This window comes from Stenotrophomonas sp. 28608_Sma (genome assembly GCF_056486185.1).
Map to the genome: position 1 here is coordinate 1,989,787 of NZ_CM151308.1, position 18,188 is coordinate 2,007,974.

The 18,188-nt window shown below is 66.6% G+C and carries 15 protein-coding genes; 9 read left to right on the forward strand and 6 right to left on the reverse strand.

The window, feature by feature from the left end; translation table 11 throughout:
• Positions 1-15 precede the first annotated feature (15 nt).
• From secD to fabV, 3 genes are all read left to right on the forward strand, one after another.
• Complete coding sequence (secD, locus tag ACZLHH_RS09370) at positions 16-1,872, forward strand: protein translocase subunit SecD (RefSeq protein ID WP_049400105.1); 1,857 nt, start codon at positions 16-18, stop codon at positions 1,870-1,872.
• 15 nt (positions 1,873-1,887) lie between these two features.
• A complete protein-coding gene (gene secF / locus ACZLHH_RS09375) occupies positions 1,888-2,868 on the forward strand; it encodes a protein translocase subunit SecF (RefSeq protein ID WP_071228983.1) in 981 nt (326 codons plus the stop codon).
• A gap of 721 nt (positions 2,869-3,589) precedes the next feature.
• Positions 3,590-4,849, forward strand: a complete 1,260-nt coding sequence (gene fabV, locus ACZLHH_RS09380) for an enoyl-ACP reductase FabV (protein WP_180845368.1) — start codon at positions 3,590-3,592, stop codon at positions 4,847-4,849.
• Between the two features lie 71 nt (positions 4,850-4,920).
• Here fabV and ACZLHH_RS09385 read toward each other — a convergent pair whose 3' ends face one another.
• The 3 genes from ACZLHH_RS09385 to ACZLHH_RS09395 form a co-directional block, all read right to left on the reverse strand.
• Positions 4,921-6,990, reverse strand: coding sequence for a GGDEF/EAL domain-containing response regulator (locus ACZLHH_RS09385; protein WP_121503054.1), 2,070 nt, complete (start codon positions 6,988-6,990; stop codon positions 4,921-4,923).
• A 91-nt stretch (positions 6,991-7,081) separates the two neighbouring features.
• Positions 7,082-8,266 carry a BaiN/RdsA family NAD(P)/FAD-dependent oxidoreductase gene (locus ACZLHH_RS09390; protein ID WP_180845369.1) on the reverse strand — a complete coding sequence of 395 codons (1,185 nt, stop codon included), beginning with the start codon at positions 8,264-8,266 and terminating at the stop codon, positions 7,082-7,084.
• Positions 8,263-8,811, reverse strand: a complete 549-nt coding sequence (locus ACZLHH_RS09395) for a YaeQ family protein (RefSeq protein ID WP_049400101.1) — start codon at positions 8,809-8,811, stop codon at positions 8,263-8,265. Before ACZLHH_RS09395 ends, ACZLHH_RS09390 begins: the two co-directional genes overlap by 4 nt.
• 124 nt (positions 8,812-8,935) lie before the next feature.
• Between ACZLHH_RS09395 and ACZLHH_RS09400 the strand changes: the two genes are divergently transcribed.
• Positions 8,936-9,814, forward strand: coding sequence for a pseudouridine synthase (locus ACZLHH_RS09400; protein WP_180845370.1), 879 nt, complete (start codon positions 8,936-8,938; stop codon positions 9,812-9,814).
• Positions 9,815-9,820: 6 nt separating this feature from the next.
• Here the strand turns inward: ACZLHH_RS09400 and ACZLHH_RS09405 are convergent, their stop codons facing one another.
• Positions 9,821-10,309, reverse strand: a complete 489-nt coding sequence (locus ACZLHH_RS09405) for a YaiI/YqxD family protein (protein ID WP_010484520.1) — start codon at positions 10,307-10,309, stop codon at positions 9,821-9,823.
• Positions 10,310-10,610: 301 nt separating this feature from the next.
• On the opposite strand from ACZLHH_RS09405, the gene ACZLHH_RS09410 reads away from it, so the two are divergent.
• The 4 genes from ACZLHH_RS09410 to ACZLHH_RS09425 all read left to right on the forward strand — a co-directional run bounded on the left by ACZLHH_RS09410 (position 10,611) and on the right by ACZLHH_RS09425 (position 14,420).
• On the forward strand, positions 10,611-10,820 hold the full coding sequence (locus ACZLHH_RS09410) for a cold-shock protein (protein WP_004153307.1): 210 nt from the start codon (positions 10,611-10,613) through the stop codon (positions 10,818-10,820).
• 189 nt (positions 10,821-11,009) lie between these two features.
• Positions 11,010-11,699 carry a glutathione S-transferase gene (locus ACZLHH_RS09415; RefSeq protein ID WP_180845371.1) on the forward strand — a complete coding sequence of 230 codons (690 nt, stop codon included), beginning with the start codon at positions 11,010-11,012 and terminating at the stop codon, positions 11,697-11,699.
• A 32-nt stretch (positions 11,700-11,731) separates the two neighbouring features.
• Positions 11,732-13,297, forward strand: coding sequence for a protein adenylyltransferase SelO (locus ACZLHH_RS09420; protein WP_180845372.1), 1,566 nt, complete (start codon positions 11,732-11,734; stop codon positions 13,295-13,297).
• Between the two features lie 586 nt (positions 13,298-13,883).
• Entirely contained in the window at positions 13,884-14,420 is a 537-nt protein-coding gene (locus tag ACZLHH_RS09425) for an adenine phosphoribosyltransferase (protein WP_032969786.1), read from the forward strand.
• Between the two features lie 142 nt (positions 14,421-14,562).
• On the opposite strand, the gene dbpA is transcribed toward ACZLHH_RS09425, so the two are convergent.
• The gene (gene dbpA, locus ACZLHH_RS09430) at positions 14,563-15,939 is read right to left on the reverse strand and encodes an ATP-dependent RNA helicase DbpA (RefSeq protein ID WP_107432029.1); all 1,377 of its coding nucleotides are present in this window, start codon (positions 15,937-15,939) and stop codon (positions 14,563-14,565) included.
• A gap of 84 nt (positions 15,940-16,023) precedes the next feature.
• Positions 16,024-17,103: a YeiH family protein gene (locus ACZLHH_RS09435; RefSeq protein ID WP_180845200.1), complete on the reverse strand. Its 1,080-nt coding sequence runs from the start codon at positions 17,101-17,103 to the stop codon at positions 16,024-16,026.
• A 102-nt stretch (positions 17,104-17,205) separates the two neighbouring features.
• On the opposite strand from ACZLHH_RS09435, the gene ACZLHH_RS09440 reads away from it, so the two are divergent.
• The gene (locus tag ACZLHH_RS09440) at positions 17,206-18,081 is read left to right on the forward strand and encodes a LysR family transcriptional regulator (protein WP_180845199.1); all 876 of its coding nucleotides are present in this window, start codon (positions 17,206-17,208) and stop codon (positions 18,079-18,081) included.
• Positions 18,082-18,188: the final 107 nt, after the last annotated feature.

Genomic DNA, 18,188 nt, shown 5'->3' on the forward strand with positions numbered 1-18,188 from the left:
CGCGGGACCCAAGCAATGCTCGAATTTCCACGCTGGAAGTACGTCGTCATCCTGATCGTACTGGCGCTCAGCGCGCTGTACGCGCTGCCCAACATCTACCAGAAGGACCCGGCCCTCCAGATCACCGCCAACCGTGGCGGCCAGATCGACGATGCGCTGCGTGACCGTGTGCTGGCCGACCTGAAGAAGGCCGGTGTCGCCACCGTCGGTGCCGAGAAGGAAGGGGAAAGCCTGATCGTCCGCCTGCCGGACCTGAAGGCGCAGTCCGCTGCCAGCGACGCCCTGCGTGACACGGTCGGCGAAAAGTACACCGTGGCCCTGAACCTGGCCTCGACCGTGCCGGACTGGCTGGCCAACCTCGGCGGTCGCCCGATGGTGCTGGGCCTGGACCTTCAGGGTGGCGTGCACTTCGTGCTTCAGGTCGACCAGAAGGCCGCCCTCGACAAGCGCCTGGACGCCTACACAGAAGACGTGCGCAGCACGCTGCGCGACGCCCGCATCCCGTACCAGTCGGTGGAACGCCGCGCTGACAACAGCATCGTGGCGAACCTGAGCCCGTCCGCCGGTGACGACGCCGCGCAGCGTGCCCGCACTGCCCTGGTGAAGGCGCAGCCGACCCTCGGCTACGACGTCAGTGGCAATCGCATCACGGTGACCGTGCCGGAAACCGAGATCACCCAGATCGCCAACGGCGCCATCGAGCAGAACATCAACACCCTGCGCAACCGCGTGAACCAGCTCGGCGTGGCTGAGCCGATCATCCAGCGCCAGGGTGCTGACCGCGTGGTGGTGCAGCTGCCGGGCGTGCAGGACACCGCCGAAGCCAAGCGCATGATCGGTGCCACCGCTACCCTGGAATACCGGGCCGTGGTGGACGGTAATGCACAGGACGCCATCAACTCCGGTCGCATTCCGCCGGAAGCGAAGGTCTACCAGCGTCGTGATGGCGGTGGTCCGGTCCTGCTGAACAAGCGCGTGATCGTCACTGGTGACCAGATGGTCGGCGCGCAGGCGGTGACCGATTCGAACAGCGGCTCTCCGGCGGTCAGCGTGACGCTGAACAATGTCGGCGGCCAGCGCATGTTCGACTTCACCAGCGCCAACGTGAACAAGCCGATGGCGGTGGTCTACACCGAGCGCGTGCCGACCGTGACCGTCGTCGACGGCCAGGAAGTGCGTGGCTTCAAGGTCAACGAGGAAGTGATCTCGGTGGCCAACATCAACGGCGTGTTCGGCAAGAACTTCCAGACCACCGGCCTGCAGAAGAAGGAAGCCGAGGACCTGGCCAAGCTGCTGAAGTCCGGCTCGCTGGCCGCGCCGATGGACTTCGTCGAAGAGCGTGTGGTGGGCCCGAGCCTGGGTGCCGAGAACGTCAAGAACGGTATGCGCGCGGTGGTGTTCGCATTCCTGTTCACCCTGGTGTTCTTCAGCGTCTACTACCGCATGTTCGGCGTGATCACCTCGATCGCGATGCTGTTCAACCTGCTGATCGTGGTGGCGGTGATGTCGCTGTTCGGCGCGACCATGACCCTGCCGGGCTTCGCCGGCCTGGCGTTGTCGGTCGGCCTGTCGGTGGACGCCAACGTGCTGATCAACGAGCGTATCCGTGAAGAGCTGCGTGCCGGCGTGCCGGGCAAGACCGCGATCGTGACCGGTTACGAGCGTGCTTCCGGCACCATCCTCGACGCCAACCTGACCGGCCTGATCGTCGGTGTGGCGCTGTTCGCATTCGGTACCGGTCCGCTGAAGGGCTTCGCGCTGACCATGATCATCGGTATTTTCGCCTCCATGTTCACCGCGATCACCGTGTCGCGTGCGCTGGCGACGCTGATCTACGGCCGCCGCAAGAAGCTCCAGAACGTGGCCATCTGACGGGACGACACGCACATGAAACTGTTTCCGCTGCACATCCTCCCGAACGACACCAAGATCGACTTCATGCGCTGGCGCCATGTCGCGATGGTCGTCACGGTCATCGTGTTCCTGGCCTCGGTTGCCATCATCGGCTTCAAGGGCTTCAACTACGCCCTGGACTTCACCGGCGGCACCCTGATCGAAGCCCGCTTCGACAAGGCGGTGGACGTCGAGCAGGTCCGTACCAAGCTCGAGGAAAGTGGCTTCGACGGTGCCCAGGTGCAGAGCGTCGGTGGCAACACCGATCTGCTGATCCGCCTGGCCCCGCACGGTGAGCACGCTGCCGGTACCGGTGACGCCGCGCACGAGGACAAGGCCACCGCCGCCGCCGTGGTGAAGGCCCTGTCCACCGCCGACAACCAGGCCACCGTGCTCCGCAACGAGTTCGTGGGCCCGCAGATCGGCAAGGACCTGGCGATGAATGGCCTGTACGCCACGATCTTCATGCTGGCCGGCTTCCTGATCTACATCGCGGTGCGCTTCGAATGGAAGTTCGCGGTCACCGCCAGCATCGTGGCGATGTTCGATCTGATCGTGACGGTCGCTTACGTGTCCCTGCTGGGCCGTGAGTTCGACCTGACCGTGCTGGCCGGCCTGCTGTCGGTGATGGGCTTTGCGATCAACGATCTGATCGTGGTCTTCGACCGCGTCCGCGAGAACTTCCGCAGCCTGCGCGTGGACTCGATGGAAGTGCTGAACCGTTCGATCAACCAGACGCTGTCGCGTACGGTGATCACCGCGGTGATGTTCTTCCTGTCGGCGCTGGCCCTGTACATGTACGGCGGCAGCTCGATGGAAGGCCTGGCCGAGACGCACATGATCGGTGCGGTGATCGTAGTGCTGTCCTCGATCCTGGTGGCGGTGCCGATGCTGACGATCGGTTTCCTGCGCGTCAGCAAGCAGGACCTGCTGCCGAAGGCGAAGGACATCGAGGCCCTGGCCCGTCGCCCGTAAGCACCCGCTGCACGCAGCACGCAGAGAACCCCGCGCAAGCGGGGTTTTTTGTGGCAGGGCTTGCAGCCCTGCACCCGCGGTAGTGCCGGCCGCTGGCCGGCAACAGCAATAGCAACAGCGGGCATTCCGTGGAATGGTGGGGCCATGTGGATTGGCAGGACACGCCGTAAACCCATCCATGGGGGCTCGATGGCGCCATCCATGGCGCCAACGGTCCTGCCAACCCACATGGCCCCACCTCTGACAGATTCCTGCGGCTGTTGGATCGCGCGGCTGTTGGTAGGTGTCGACCTTGGTCGACACATCTGTCAGATATTGAATGAGTTCATCCATGTCGACCAAGGTCGACACCTACCAGAGCAGGATGCCGTTCCGACCGATCGCGGAAATCTGTCGAAGGCGGGGTGGGTCCGGTTGCGGGGGTGTCCGCGGCATGGATGCCGCGGCCAAGCCTCCATGGACGGATTTACGGCGTCCCCCGCAACCGGACCCGCCCCCGCCAACCCACAGGAACCCAGCTTTTGAAGTTGCTCCGGCTCCGGTCGTTGCTCCGGCCTCTGCGGGTGCAGGGTGCAACCCTGCAGAACAAACCCCACCCTACGCCGCCGTCGGTTGTGCAATCTTCCCCCGCGCACTACGATCCTGCGGTTCGCGCGCGCAGGCGCGCGCCCGTATTCCTGCTGAGCGCCCCGCGCGCCGCATCTGCCAACCCGAGGTATCCATGGTCATCAAACCGCGCGTCCGCGGCTTCATCTGCGTCACCACCCACCCGACCGGCTGCGAAGCCGCGGTCAAGCAGCAGATCGACTACATCCGCGCACGTCCGCCGATCCAGAATGGTCCCAAGCGCGTGCTGGTGATCGGCGCCTCCACCGGCTACGGCCTGGCTGCGCGCATCACTGCCGCCTTCGGCAGTGGCGCCGCCACCCTGGGCATCTTCTTCGAACGCCCGGGTAGTGAAACCAAGCCGGGCACCGCGGGCTGGTACAACTCGGCCGCGTTCCACAAGTACGCCGACGAAGCTGGCCTGTACGCCAAGAGCATCAACGGCGATGCCTTCTCCGATGAAGTGAAGGCCAGGACCATCGAGATGATCAAGGCCGATCTCGGCCAGGTCGACCAGGTCGTCTACAGCCTTGCCGCGCCGCGCCGCAAGCACCCGAAAACCGGAGAGATCATCAGCTCCACGCTGAAGCCGATCGGCGAGCCGATCACCCTGCGTGGCCTGGATACCGACAAGGAAGTGCTGACCGAGACCCATCTGCAGCCGGCCACCCCGGAAGAAATCGCTGGCACCGTCGCGGTGATGGGCGGCGAGGACTGGCAGATGTGGATCGATGCGCTGGCTGACGCCGGCGTGCTGGCCAATGGCTGCACCACCACCGCCTTCACCTACGTGGGCGAAGAGATCACCCAGGCGATCTACTGGAATGGCTCGATCGGTGCGGCCAAGAAGGACCTGGACACCAAGGTGCTGGGCCTGCGCGAGAAGCTGGCCAGGATCGGTGGCGACGCGCGCGTGTCGGTGCTGAAGGCCGTGGTCACCCAGGCCAGCTCGGCCATTCCGACCATGCCGCTGTACCTGTCGCTGCTGTTCAAGGTGATGAAGGAAAAGGGCACGCACGAAGGCTGCATCGAACAGCTCGACGTGCTGTACGACATCCTCTACGGCGGCAAGGCCGATGGCGTGGCGGTCGATCGTCTGCGCCACGACCTGGTCGATGGCGATGGCCACACCGTCGCGCTGGTCGATGACGAAGGCCGCCTGCGTGCCGATTACAAGGAAATGGCCGCGGACGTGCAGGGCAAGGTGGTCGCGCTGTGGCCGCAGGTGACCAACGAGAACCTGTACGAGATCAGCGATCTGGCCGGCTACAAGGCCGATTTCCTGCGCCTGTTCGGTTTTGGCGTGGAGGGTGTCGACTACGAGGCCGACGTCAATCCGGACGTGAAGATCGAAAACCTGGTCGACATGACCTGATCAACGAAGAGGCCGGCGAAAGCCGGCCTTCTCTTTGGGTGGTGCCGGCCAGCGGCCGGCACTACCATCGGTCATCCGAACTCGAAACCCATCTCCGGCAACGCCGGGCCAACGAAGTCGCCCTGCACGTAGTCCACGCCGGCACTGAACAGCAACGTCATCGAATTGGCATCGCTGACGAATTCGGCGATGGTGCGGATGCCGGCTTCCTGTGCGCGCGCGGTGATCTGGCTGATACGGTCGATGTTCTCGCGGGTGGCCGCAAGGTCACTGGTGAAGCCGCGGTCCAGCTTGAGGAACTGCGGCTGGAAGTGGGCCAGCAGCTGGAACGAATCCAGCCCCGAACCGAACTGCTCCAGGCCGATGCGGCAGCCCAGCGGTGCTACTTCGGCAAGGAACTGCTGTGCACTGCGCAGGTGAGTGAACACCTTCGCTTCCGGCGCATGCAGCCACAGTCGTTCGCCGGGTACACCCTGAGCCTGCAGCTCGCGGCGCAGGGTAGCGATCATCTGCGGGTCGTCGAACGATTCCGGCGTCACTTTCACCAGCATCTGCGTGGCATGGCCTTCGCGTGCACGCTGGCCCAGCACCGCGATGGCCCGTGACACCACCCAGCGGTTGATGTCGGCCAGCAGGCCGTGCTCCTCCGCGATACCGAGGAACGCGGTCGGGCTCAGCAGTTCGCCGTTGTGCTCCAGGCGCAGGTAGGCCTCATACAGCTCCAGCGACTCGCCCTGCAGGTTCAGCACCGGCTGGTAGTGCAGCTGGAAGCCGTCACCGGCCAGCGCTTCACGGATACGGGCGACCCAGCGCAGCACGCGTTCTTCCTCCACGCGGTCGGCGGCGGCCGGGTCGAAGATGCGGCAGGTGTTGCCCAGTTCTGCGGCGGCCTGCGTGCATTCGCTGGCGCGTGCCAGCACCTGGCCGATACTGGCGATCTTCTCGCCCACCTGCACGCCACCGATGCTGACCGTTACCGTGGCCGAGCGTGCGCCGATGCTGAAGACGTGCGCGGCGTAGGCTTCGCGGATGCGCTCGGCCAGTGCCACGGTCTGCGCGTACGGCCCGGCCTGCAGCACGGCGAAATTGTGTTCGCCGAAGCGGGCCAGCTGCGCGTCTTCGCCAACGACTTCGGCCAGCAGCGCGGCGAGCGCGCCGATCAGGGTGTCGGCCGAGGCCAGGCCAATGTCCGGCAGCAGGCGCGCGTAGTGGTCCGGCTCGATCAGCAGCAGGCCGAACTGGCCTTCGCTGCGCCCGGCCTGGGCCACCGCGCTTTCCAGCTGCAGCATGAAGGTCGGGCGATTGAGCAGGCCGGTGACCTGGTCGCGCTGGCGCAGGTCCTCGACCTCACGTGCCAGCTCGGGGTCGAATTCCATGCGGCGGCGGAGCACCACCTGCAGGCAGGATTCGCCTTCGTAGGTGGCAGCGGCAAACTCCATCGTCGCCGGGAACGCGCTGCCATCCTCGTGGCGCGCGTCGAGCTGGTACTGCGGCGGCGGCGCCTCGCCACGGCTCAGCCCCTTCAGCAGCTGCTTGAAGCCCTCCACGTGCTGGGCGGCGACCATGTCCAGCAGCGAGATGCCTTCGATGTCGTCGAAATGCTCGTAACCGAACATCTCCAGATAGGCATCGTTGGCGCGGATGTGCATGCCTTCATGCACGTAGGCGATGGGGTCGCGCGAGGAGGCGATCAACGCATCGCAGCGGCGCTCGGTTTCGCGCATCTGTGCTTCGATGCGGCGCAGGCCGCGACGCGCCTGCAGATCCACCCACTGGTCGCGGACCACGGCGAGCAGATGCTCCGGACGTTGGCGCAGGGCGAGGGCGCGGATGCCGTGGCTGCTGGCCTGCACCAGTTCGTCTTCGTCGATGCGCTCGGCCAGCAGCACCAGCGGAATATCCTTGCCGCTGGCAGCAATATGCTGGGCCACCAGTGGCAGCGGGATGCCCTGGGAGGGCGAAGCCAGCACCAGGTCGATGGCCTGGCTGGCCAGCACCTGGGCCAGCTCGGCTGCATCCTGCGGACGCCACGGGCGTACCGCGATGCCGCTGTTGCGCAGGGTGCTGACGATGGCTTCGGCATTCTCGCCGCTGTCATCGACGATCAGCAGGCGGATGGTGATGTCGTTCGCGTTCTGCATGCACTGCTCCCCAATCTGCAAATCTAGATACACGATGCGCGGCGAACCGTCCATGCGCGCACCCCTTGCACGCATTGAACGGCGATGTGGTTCACACCACGCCACCGGCTGCGTGGCCGCTGGCCCAGGCCCACTGGAAGTTGTAGCCGCCCAGCCAGCCGGTCACATCCAGCACCTCGCCGACGAAATGCAGGCCGGGCACGCGCTTGGATTCCATGGTCGAGGACGAGACCTCGGCGGTATCCACGCCGCCCAGGGTGACCTCGGCGGTGCGGTAGCCCTCGGTGCCACTGGCCACCAGCGGGAACGCGCCCAGCAGCTGCGCGGCCTGGCGCAGCACCGGCTCGTCCAGCTGGCGCACGGGCCGGTCGGGCAGCCAGTGTTCGCACAACCGCTGTGCCAGCCGCTTCGGCAGTACCTCGCCCAGCACCGTGCGCAGCTCGGCGGCAGGCCGCTCGCGCTTCATCTGGCGCAACCACTCGCCGGCATCCTGGCCGGGCAGCAGGTCCAGCTCCAGCGCGTCGCCGGGTTGCCAGAACGAGGAGATCTGCAGGATCGCCGGGCCACTCACGCCGCGATGGGTCAGCAGCATGAAATTCTGGAAGCTCTTTCCGTTGCAGCGCGCCTCGATGGGCAGAGCGACGCCGCTGAGATCGGCCAGCCGTTCCTGGTGCTTGCCGCTGAGCGTCAGCGGCACCAGCCCGGCGCGGGTCGGCAGCACCTGGTGGCCGAACTGTCGGGCCACTTCATAGCCGAAGCCGCTGGCGCCCATGCTGGGAATGGAGAGGCCGCCGGTGGCCACCACCAGCGAGGCGCAATGGAACAGGCCCTGCGTGGTGTGCACGCGGAATCCATCGCTGCCATGCTCGATGCGCTGCACGCTGCACTCGGTACGCACCTGCACGCCTGCCGCCTGGCATTCGTCCACCAGCATCTTCACGATCTGCTTGGACGAGACATCGCAGAACAACTGGCCCAGCTCTTTTTCGTGATACGCGATGCCGTGCTTGCTGACCAGCTCGATGAAGTGCCAGGGCGTGTAGCGCGCCAGTGCCGACTTGCAGAAGTGCGGGTTGGCCGACAGGAAGTTGGCCGGGGTGGTGCCGGTGTTGGTGAAGTTGCAGCGGCCACCGCCGGACATCAGGATCTTCTTGCCAACCTTGTTGGCATGGTCGATCACCTGCACCTGGCGGCCGCGCTGGCCAGCCGTGATCGCGGTCATCAGCCCGGCCGCACCGGCGCCGATGACCACTACGTCGCAACGGATCGTGCTCATGCCTTGGCGCGCTTGCGCCAGTTCGGGATCACGTCGAGCTGGATCTGGTCGTTGAGCAGCTGCACTTCACCGTCCTGGATCAGCACGCTCCAGCGCATGGCGCGCTGGATCTGCTGGCCCCAGCGCTCGACGAATTCACCGTCCAGATCAACCACCGAGAGATTGTCGAAGCGTGCCAGGCCCTTGCTCTGCTTGCCCCACCAGATCTCCGAGGCGTTGCCGCCGTAGTTGATCACCTGCACCTGGCGGCTGCGATTGCTGGCCTTGCGGATGCGCGATTCGTCCGGATGGCCCAGGTCGATCCACTGCAGGATGTCGCCGGTGTAGTCGTGTTCCCACAGATCCGGCTCGTCATCGGTGCTCAGGCCGCGGCCGAATTCCAGGCGGTCGCCGGCGTTCAGCGCGAAGGCGAGCAGGCGCACCATCAGGCGATCGTCGGTCTCGGACGGGTGCTGGGCCAGGGTCAGGTTGTGGGTCGCGTAGTAGCCGCGATCCATGTCGCTGATCTGCAGTTCGGCCTTGCGGATGGTGGCGGTGAGGGCCATGGGGGGTCCGTGGACTAAAGACGACAATGATAGAGGTTTGCTCCAGGGGTGTCCGTTGCCGGACTGTCTGCGCAGCGTCAACGGTGGCACTCTTGCGCTCTTTCCCGTGGCCGGAGTGGACGCCATGACCTTGCCCAGCCGCCTGCAGCTGCCACCCGGCCACTGGTCCAGCCTGCTCGATGGCCTGTGCGCGCGTTTCCCGCGCATCGACCGTGCGCAATGGCAGGACCGCTTCGCCCGAGGCCGCGTGCAGGATGCGCAGGGCAGGGCACTGGCGCCGGACATGCCTTGGCAGGTGGGGCTGGAAATCCAGTACTTCCGCGAGGTGGCCGACGAGCCGGTGATTCCCTTCGCCGAGACCATCCTGCATCTGGATGCGCACCTGCTGGTGGCCGACAAGCCGCACTTCCTGCCGGTGACGCCGGCCGGTGGGTATGTACGGGAAACCCTGCTGTCGCGCCTGGTCGCCCGCACCGGCAACACCGAGCTGGTGCCGCTGCACCGCTTGGACCGGCTGACCGCCGGCCTGGTGCTGTTTTCCACCCAGGCAGGCACGCGTGATGCCTACCAGCGGCTGTTCCGCGAGCGGCGCATCGGGAAGACCTACGAGGCGCTGGCACCGGCGCTGCCGGGGCTGGAGTTTCCGCTGCAGCGGGACAGTCGTCTGGTGCCGGGGGAGCCGTTCTTCCGCATGGCCGAAGTGCCGGGCGAGCCCAATGCCCGCAGCCGGATCGAGCTGATCGAGGCCGAGGGGCCGGTCTGGCGCTACCGGTTGCGGCCGGAAACCGGCCGCAAGCACCAGCTGCGCGTGCATATGGCGATGCTGGGCGCCCCCATCGAGGGCGATGACCTGTATCCACAGCTGATGCCGCGCCCGGATGAAACGGTCGAGGCGCCCCTGCAGCTGCTGGCGCAGGGGCTGGCCTTCGACGATCCATTGAGCGGCGAGCCCAGGCGGTTCAGCAGCCAGCGCCGCCTGTGCCTGCCCGGCCTGGGCGGGTAGGGCCGTTCAGCGAACCGGGCGCCGCGCCAGCCAGCGGTCCAGTTCGGCGGCGAACAGCTGCCGGTCGCGCGGGCCCAGCGGCGGTGGGCCCCCGGTCTGCACCCCGGCGCCGCGCAGCTCTTCCATGAAATTGCGCATCGACAGCCGCTCGGCCATGTTGTTCGGCGTGTACAGCTGGCCGCGTGGATTCAGCGCCACCGCCTTCTTCTCCAGCACCAGCGCGGCCAGCGGGATGTCCTGGGTGACCACCAGGTCACCGGCGGCGACCCGTTCGACGATGGCGCTGTCGGCCACGTCCAGGCCCTGGGGGACCTGGATCGAGCGCAGCCAGCGTGAGGGCGGGGTCCGGATCCACTGGTTGGCGACCAGGGTCAGCTCGATCCCAACGCGTTCAGCGGCCCGGAACAGGATGTCGCGAATGACGGTGGGGCAGGCGTCCGCGTCTACCCAGATGCGTGGGAGAGCGGGTTCAGCTTGGGTTTCAGCTTCAGTCATTTACCCAGTGTAGGGTAGGAAAATCCTGAATGGGGACTCGGAGTTAGCCTCGATCGGCTGCCAGCCCTTGTCACGTCTAGCGGGCGGGGTCTGCCCATGAACGTCCGGGCTATCGCTTTTTGCAGAAAACACGCGTATCGTTCGTCCCACTGTGTTTGCTAGGGTCACCGTGAATCGTGGCCTGGTGCAGTTGATCTCACGATCCGCTCATCGATCCGCTTTACCAACGCCTGCAACTCAGTCTCGGCCCCGATACCCGGTGGCTGCGATTTTTTCAACATGTGTTTCAGGAGTTAGTCAAATGTCTGATCGTCAGACCGGCACCGTCAAGTGGTTCAACGACGCCAAGGGCTTCGGCTTCATCACCCCGGAAAGCGGCCCGGACCTGTTTGTGCACTTCCGTGCCATCCAGGGCACCGGCTTCAAGACCCTGCAGGAAGGCCAGAAGGTTACCTTCATCGCCGTCCAGGGTCAGAAGGGTATGCAGGCTGACCAGGTGCAGGCGGTCTAATCCGTCTGCTACCGTTTGGTAGCCAGAACGCCGGAAGCGAAAGCTTCCGGCGTTTTTTATTGCCCGCTGTTTTGTAGAGTCGAGCTTGCTCGACTGTCTCTGGAAAGCAGTCGAGCAAGCTCGACTCTACAAAAGACATGCAGCTGGGCGGGCTAAGATCAGATGCATCCTCCCATCGCGGAACCGTCCATGCGCATCGTCCATCACCTGGAAAACTCCCGTTCCCTGCGCGTGCTGTGGATGCTGGAGGAGCTGGGGCTGGACTACGAACTGCGCCGTTATCCGCGCGATACGAAGACGCTGCTGGCGCCGCCGGAACTGCGCAACGTGCATCCACTGGGCAAGTCGCCGGTACTGCAGGATGGCGAACTGGTACTGGCCGAGTCCGGCGCGATCCTCGACTACCTTGCCGACCGCTACGACACCCAGCGCCAGCTGTCGCCGTCACCGATGCCGGCCGACGGGGCTGAACGCATCGCCTACCGCTACTGGCTGCACTACGCCGAAGGCTCGGCGATGCCGCCGCTGCTGCTGACCCTGGTGATGGGCCGCATCCGTAATGCGCCGATGCCCTTCTTCGCCCGCCCGATCGCGCGCAGCATCGCCGAAAAGGCCGAGCATGGCTTCATCGGCCCACAGCGGCGCCTGCACCTGGACTGGATGGAGCGCCGCCTGTCCGAAAGCCCGTGGTTTGCCGGCGAGCGCTTCAGTGCGGCCGACATCCAGATGAGCTTCCCGATCCAGGCCGCTGCAGCACGCGGTGGTGGCCTCGACGACAAGCCGGCACTGCGTGGCTTCCTCAAGCGTATCGGTGAGCGCCCGGCCTACCGGCGTGCCGAGGCCCACGGCGGCCGCCTGCAGGCGCTCAGCGGCAATTGAGGAGGGCGGCCGTCGCCCCCATCTTCAGCACCATGGATACCGACAGCCCCCGTTTCGACAACCGCCTGCTGCACACACTGCCGGGCGACCCCGAATCCGGCCCGCGCCGGCGCGAAGTGCTGGGCGCGGCCTGGTCGCCGGTGATGCCGACCCCGGTTACGGCGCCCACGCTGCTGGCCTGGGCGCCGGACGTGGCCGAAATGCTTGGCTTCGATGCCGCTGAGGTCGAGAGCGAAGGCTTCGCGCAGGTGTTCGGCGGCAATGCACTGTACGCCGGCATGCAGCCATGGGCGGCCAATTACGGTGGCCATCAGTTCGGCCACTGGGCGGGCCAGCTCGGCGACGGCCGCGCGATCTCGCTGGGCGAACTGGTCGCACCGGATGGCCGTCATTGGGAACTGCAGCTGAAGGGTGCCGGTCCCACGCCGTATTCGCGGGGTGCTGATGGCCGCGCAGTGCTGCGCTCATCCATCCGTGAATTCCTGTGCAGCGAAGCGATGCATCACCTGGGCGTACCGACCACGCGCGCGCTGTCGCTGGTCGGCACCGGCGAAGACGTGGTACGCGACATGTTCTACGACGGCCATCCGCGTGCCGAGCCCGGCGCCATCGTGTGCCGGGTATCGCCCTCGTTCCTGCGCTTTGGTTCATTCGAACTGCCAGCGTCACGCGGCGAAACTGCATTGTTGCGGCAGCTGGTCGACGCGTGCATCGCCCGCGACTTTCCGGAGCTCGAAGGGCAGGGTGAGGCGCTGTACGGCGACTGGTTCGCGCAGATCGCGGTGCGCACTGCCGAGATGATCGCGCACTGGATGCGCGTCGGTTTCGTGCATGGCGTGATGAACACCGACAACCTGTCCGTGCTCGGCCTCACGCTCGATTACGGTCCTTACGGCTGGGTCGAGGACTTCGACCCGGACTGGACGCCGAACACCACCGACGCGCAGGGCCGCCGTTATCGTTTCGGTACCCAGCCGCAGGTGGCGTACTGGAACCTGAGCCGGTTGGCGCAGGCGCTGTCGCCGTTGTTTGCCGATGTGGCGCCGCTGCAGGCCGGTCTGGCGGCCTACCAGTCCACCTTCGTGGCCTGCACCCGACGCGATGCCGCAGCCAAGCTGGGCCTGGCCGCCGCCGACGATGACGACCTGGGGCTCTACCAGCGCTGGCAGCAGCTGATGCAGGACGGTGCCATGGACATGACCCTGGCCTGGCGCGCGCTGATGCGCCTCGATCCGGCGGCACCGGATGCGGCGCTGCTGGACGCGGTGTACTACGACGAGGCGCGCCAGCAGGCGGTGCAGGCGCCGTTGCAGCAGTGGCTGCAGGACTACGCGGCACGGTTGCAGGCCGATCCGCTGTCGGCCACTGAGCGCACGGCGAAGATGGCCGCGGCCAATCCGCTGTACGTGCTGCGCAACTGGTTGGCGCAGGAAGCCATCGACCGCGCCGAACAGGGCGACCTCGGCGGTGTTCATGCGTTGCAGGACGTACTGCGTGATCCGTACACCGAGCGTGCCGGGCTGGAGCATTTCGCCGGCAAGCGCCCGGCCTGGGCCGACAATCGCGCCGGCTGCTCGATGCTGTCCTGCAGCTCCTGAGGGTGGGTTTCGGCAGGGCTGCGCCCTGCACCTGCAGAGGCCAGATCAAAAGCCAAGGCAAGAGCTGGCTTCCGTGGTTTGGCGGGGGGGTGTCGGAGTGCGGGGACGCCGCAAGTACGTCCCTGTAGGTTTGGCAGCCGCATCCATGCGGCTGACACCCCGCACTCCGACACCGCCCCACCTCTGACAGATTCCGGCGGCTGTTGGTAGGTGTCGACCTTGGTCGACACGGTAGATCCACGCCATGCGTGGATGCTCTTCGTTCAATTCTCGAAATATTCGATTTCGATAGAGATCCATCCACGCATGGCGTGGATCTACGACAGATCGAAGGAAACTGTCGAAGGTGGGGCGGCGTCGGAGTGCGGGGGTGTCAGCCGCATGGATGCGGCTGCCAAGCTTACAGGGACGTACTTGCGGCGGCCCCCGCACTCCGACACCGCCCCGCCAAACCACGGAATCCGCTTTTGCTCTGGCGTTTGATCTGGCCTCTGCAGGCGCCGGGCGCAGCCCGGCCGATACCCCTCAACAGGCAGGCGACGCCCGGAACAGGTACCCTATGCCGCCATCAGATAGCCAATGTGACATGACCGACGCCATCGTCGCTCCGCAGTGGGCCTCCCGCCTGCGCGACATCGCCGACTTCCCCAAGCCCGGCATCCTCTTCAAGGACATCATGCCGCTGCTCGCCCACGGCGAGGACTTCCGCGGTGCCATCACCGCGATGGCCGACCGCTGGCGTGACCAGAAGCTGGACGCGGTGGTAGGCATCGAATCGCGTGGCTTCATCCTCGGTGCCGCGATGGCGCTGGAACTGGGCGTCGGCTTCGTGCCGGTGCGCAAGCCGGGCAAGCTGCCGGGCCAGGTGCTGCGCGAGGAATACACGCTGGAATACCGCAGTGACTGCATCGAAGTGCACGCCGACGCGCTGCCGGCCGGGGCGCGCGTGGCGATCATCGATGACGTGCTGGCCACCGGCGGCACGCTGGTCGCTGCGCTGTCGCTGGTGCGCCGCCTGGGCGTTGACGTGGTCGGTGCCGGCGTATTGGTCGAACTCGACGGCCTTGGCGGCCGCGCACGCTGGGAAGCGGATCTGCCGCTGCACACCGAACTGGTGTTCTGATTAGAGGGTAGGTGCCAACCAAGGTTGGCATCTACCAGAGCGAATGGCCGGGAGCCGGTAGTTGCCAACCTTGGTTGGCAGCGCTGTTGCCGTTCGCTGTTCCCACAGAGTCGAGCATGGCTCGACTCTACAGGTCACCCGGTTACATCATCCGCACGCGGAAACGACGGCCCTTGATCTTGCCGGCTTCCAGCTTGGCCACGGCCTTGTTGGCCTGCTCACGGGCGATCGCCACGTAGGAGCGGGTCGGGAAGATCGCGATCTTGCCGATGAACTTGCTCGACAGGCCGGCGTCGCCGGTCAGTGCACCGAGGATATCGCCCGGGCGCAGCTTGTCGGTCTTGCCGCCGTCGATCCGCAGCGTGCGCATCGCGGCCTGCGGCAGCTCGGCCGGGCGCGAAGTCGCCAACGGCGTCTTCTGCCAGTCCAGCGCCTGACCCATCTGCGCTTCGATGGCTTCGGCACGGGTCTTCTCGCGGCCGGCCACCAGGCTGATCGCCAGGCCGCTGGCACCGGCACGGCCAGTACGGCCCACGCGGTGCTGATAGCTCTCCACGTCGGTCGGCAGCTCGTAGTTGATCACCGCCGCCAGCTCTTCCACGTCCAGGCCGCGTGCGGCCACATCGCTGGCCACCAGTACGTTGCAGCTGCGGTTGGCCAGCAGCAACAGCACTTCCTCGCGGTCGCGCTGTTCCATGTCGCCATGCAGGGCCAGCGCGGAGAAGCCGAACTGCTGCAGCGAGTTGGCCACTTCGTCCACGTCCTTGCGGGTGTTGCAGAACACCACCGCTGATTCCGGCGTGTACTTCAGCAGCAGGCCGGCCAGCGCCTTCTGCCGGTGTGCCGGTTCCACCTCGCAGAACATGTGGCGGATGGCCGGTGCCTGGTCGGCGCCTTCCACGGTCACTTCCACTGCCTCGCGCAGCAGGTCACGCGCCATTGCGCGGATGCTGTCCGGGAAGGTGGCGGAGAACAGCAGGCTCTGGCGATCCTTGTGGGTGCGGCCGGCGATCTCGCGGATCGGCTCCTCGAAGCCCATGTCGAGCATGCGGTCGGCTTCGTCCAGCACCAGCGTGCGCACCGCGCCCAGGTTCAGCGCGCGCTTGCGTGCAAGCTCCTGCACACGGCCGGGCGTACCGACCACCACGTGCGGGTCATGGCCTTCCAGCGACGCCAGCTGCGGGCCCAGCGGCACGCCGCCAACCAGCAGCAGCAGCTTCAGGTTGGGAATGCCGGTGGCCAGCTTGCGGATCTGCTTGCCGACCTGGTCGGCCAGTTCGCGGGTCGGGCACAGCACCAGCGCCTGCACACGGATCAGGCTGGGGTCGATGGCCTGCAGCAGGCCCAGGCCGAAGGCGGCGGTCTTGCCGCTGCCGGTCGGCGCCTGTGCGATCACATCGCGGCCATCCAGGATGGCCGGCAGGCTCTGCGCCTGCACGGGGGTGAGGGTGGTGTAGCCGAGGGCGTCCAGGCCGGGCTGCAGGGCCGGGCTCAGCGGCAGGGTCGAGAAGTCAGTCATGGCGCATTGTACCCGTCCGCGCGGCCGGCCCCGTCCTGGGGCCTTCATCCATGTGGGTGCCGACCTTGGTCGGCACGCTCCTGCTCAGCCAAGCACCGCCAGCACGCCCTGGTGGATCGCCAGGCCACCGAACAGCAGCCAGGCGAACAGGATCAGCGCCAGCAGCAGCGGCTTCAGTCCGGCCTGGCGCAGCGCCGAAACGTGGGTGGTCAGGCCCAGCGCGGCCATCGCCATCGCCAGCAGCACGGTATCCAGCTGCACCAGCCCCGCCTGAAGGCCGGCCGGCAGCAGATGCAGCGAGTTGAACCCGGCCACCGCCACGAAACCAAAAGCGAACCACGGCACCACGATGCGCGCCTTGCTGCCATCGGCGCTGGCCTTGCCGCCACGCGCCAGCCACAGCGACAGCGCCACCAGGAACGGTGCCAGCAGCATCACCCGCACCATCTTGGTGATCACTGCGGTATCGGCCGCCGCTTCGTTGACCGCGCGGCCGGCCGCCACCACCTGTGCCACTTCATGCACCGTCGCACCGGTGAACAGGCCGTACTGCTGCGCGTCCATCGCCAGCCAGCCGTGCGACTGCACCAGCGCATACAGGGCGGGATACAGGAACATCGCCAGCGTGCCGAACACCACCACTGTCGACACCGCTACCGTGACCTGCGCAGCACGTCCGCGCACCACTGGTTCGGCGGCCATCACCGCCGCCGCGCCGCAGATCGCGCTGCCGGCACCGATCAGCATCGCCGCCTCGCGTTCCATCTTGAACACGCGCCTGCCCAGCCAGCAGGCCAGTCCGAAGGTGCTGGCGACCACCAGCACGTCCATCAGCACGCCGGTGACGCCGACATGGCCGATGTCCTGGAAGGTCAGGCGCAGGCCGTAGAGCACGATGCCGGCGCGCAGCAGCCAGTGCTTGGAGAAGCCCACACCGGCTGCGCTGCTCGGCGCCAGCCGCGGGTAGAGGGTGTTGCCGACCACGATGCCGGCGACGATGGCCACGGTCAGCGCACTCAGGCCGTGCGCCTGCAGCCAGGGCAGCTCGGCCAGATACAGCGACGCCGCCGCGATCAGGCCCACCAGCAGAAGGCCAGGCAGGCGCGGCTGCCAGCGTTGGCGCAGGGCGGGCAGGGACCAGGAGGAGAGAGCGGGGGCGTTCATGACAGGGGCAGGGCTGGGGTGACGTGGCAAGCGTGCGCCTGAGTCTCTGACCTGTAAAACGAATAATATTAGTTAAACCTACCTATCAAATGGGTAAATAGCATGCGCCTGACCTTGCGCCAGCTGCAGGTCTTCGTCGCCATCGCCGACCATGGCAGCACCACTGCTGCCGGCCAGGCCATTGCGCTTTCGCAGTCGGCCAGCAGCGCCGCCCTGCAGGAGCTGGAAGCGCACTTCGGCACGCCCCTGTTCGACCGCATCGGCCGCCGCCTGGCGCTGAACGGCCACGGCCGCGCCCTGTTGGAACCCGCGCGCACGCTGCTGGTCAACGCCGCCGACCTCGAGCGCCAGCTCGCCGCCGGCGGTGACCCGTCGCAGGGCGCGCCACTGCGGCTGGTGCTGGCCGCCAGCACCACCATCGGCAATTACCTGCTACCGCCGCGCATTGCCGAACTGCTGCGGCAGGCGCCGCAGGCCGAAGTCGACCTGCGCATCGACAACAGTGCCGGCGTGGTCGCCGCCGTGCGGCGGCTGGACGTGGACGCCGGCCTGATCGAAGGCCCGTGCCACGAGCGCGGCCTGCAGGTCACCGCCTGGCAGCAGGACCCGCTGGTGATCGTCGCCGCCACCGATGCCCCCGCGCGCTGGTCGCTGGACGAACTGCGCCGCGCACGCTGGCTGCTGCGCGAACCGGGCTCGGGTACCCGCGAAGCGGTGGAGCAGGCCTTGCTGCCGCACCTGCGCGGTTTCGCGCAGACCCTGCAGCTGGGCAATACCGAAGCGATCAAGCAGGCCGCCATCGCCGGACTGGGTCTGGCCTGTCTTTCTCGTCATGCGCTGGAAGAACCACTGGCCCTCGGCCGCCTGCGCGTGCTTGAGACCCCGTTGCCCGCCCTGCAGCGCACCCTGTGGCTGGTACGGCATCCCGGCAAGCAGTGGCTGCCGGGGCTGCAGGCGTTGCTGGGGGAGGTGCAGTAGCAGGGATCGGTCTTACACTGCGCGAATTCCACGAAGGGGTCAGAGCCCGTTGCGCAGCAACGGGATCCGACCCCGACAGATCGACAGGTCTTGCAGCGCTCATCCAC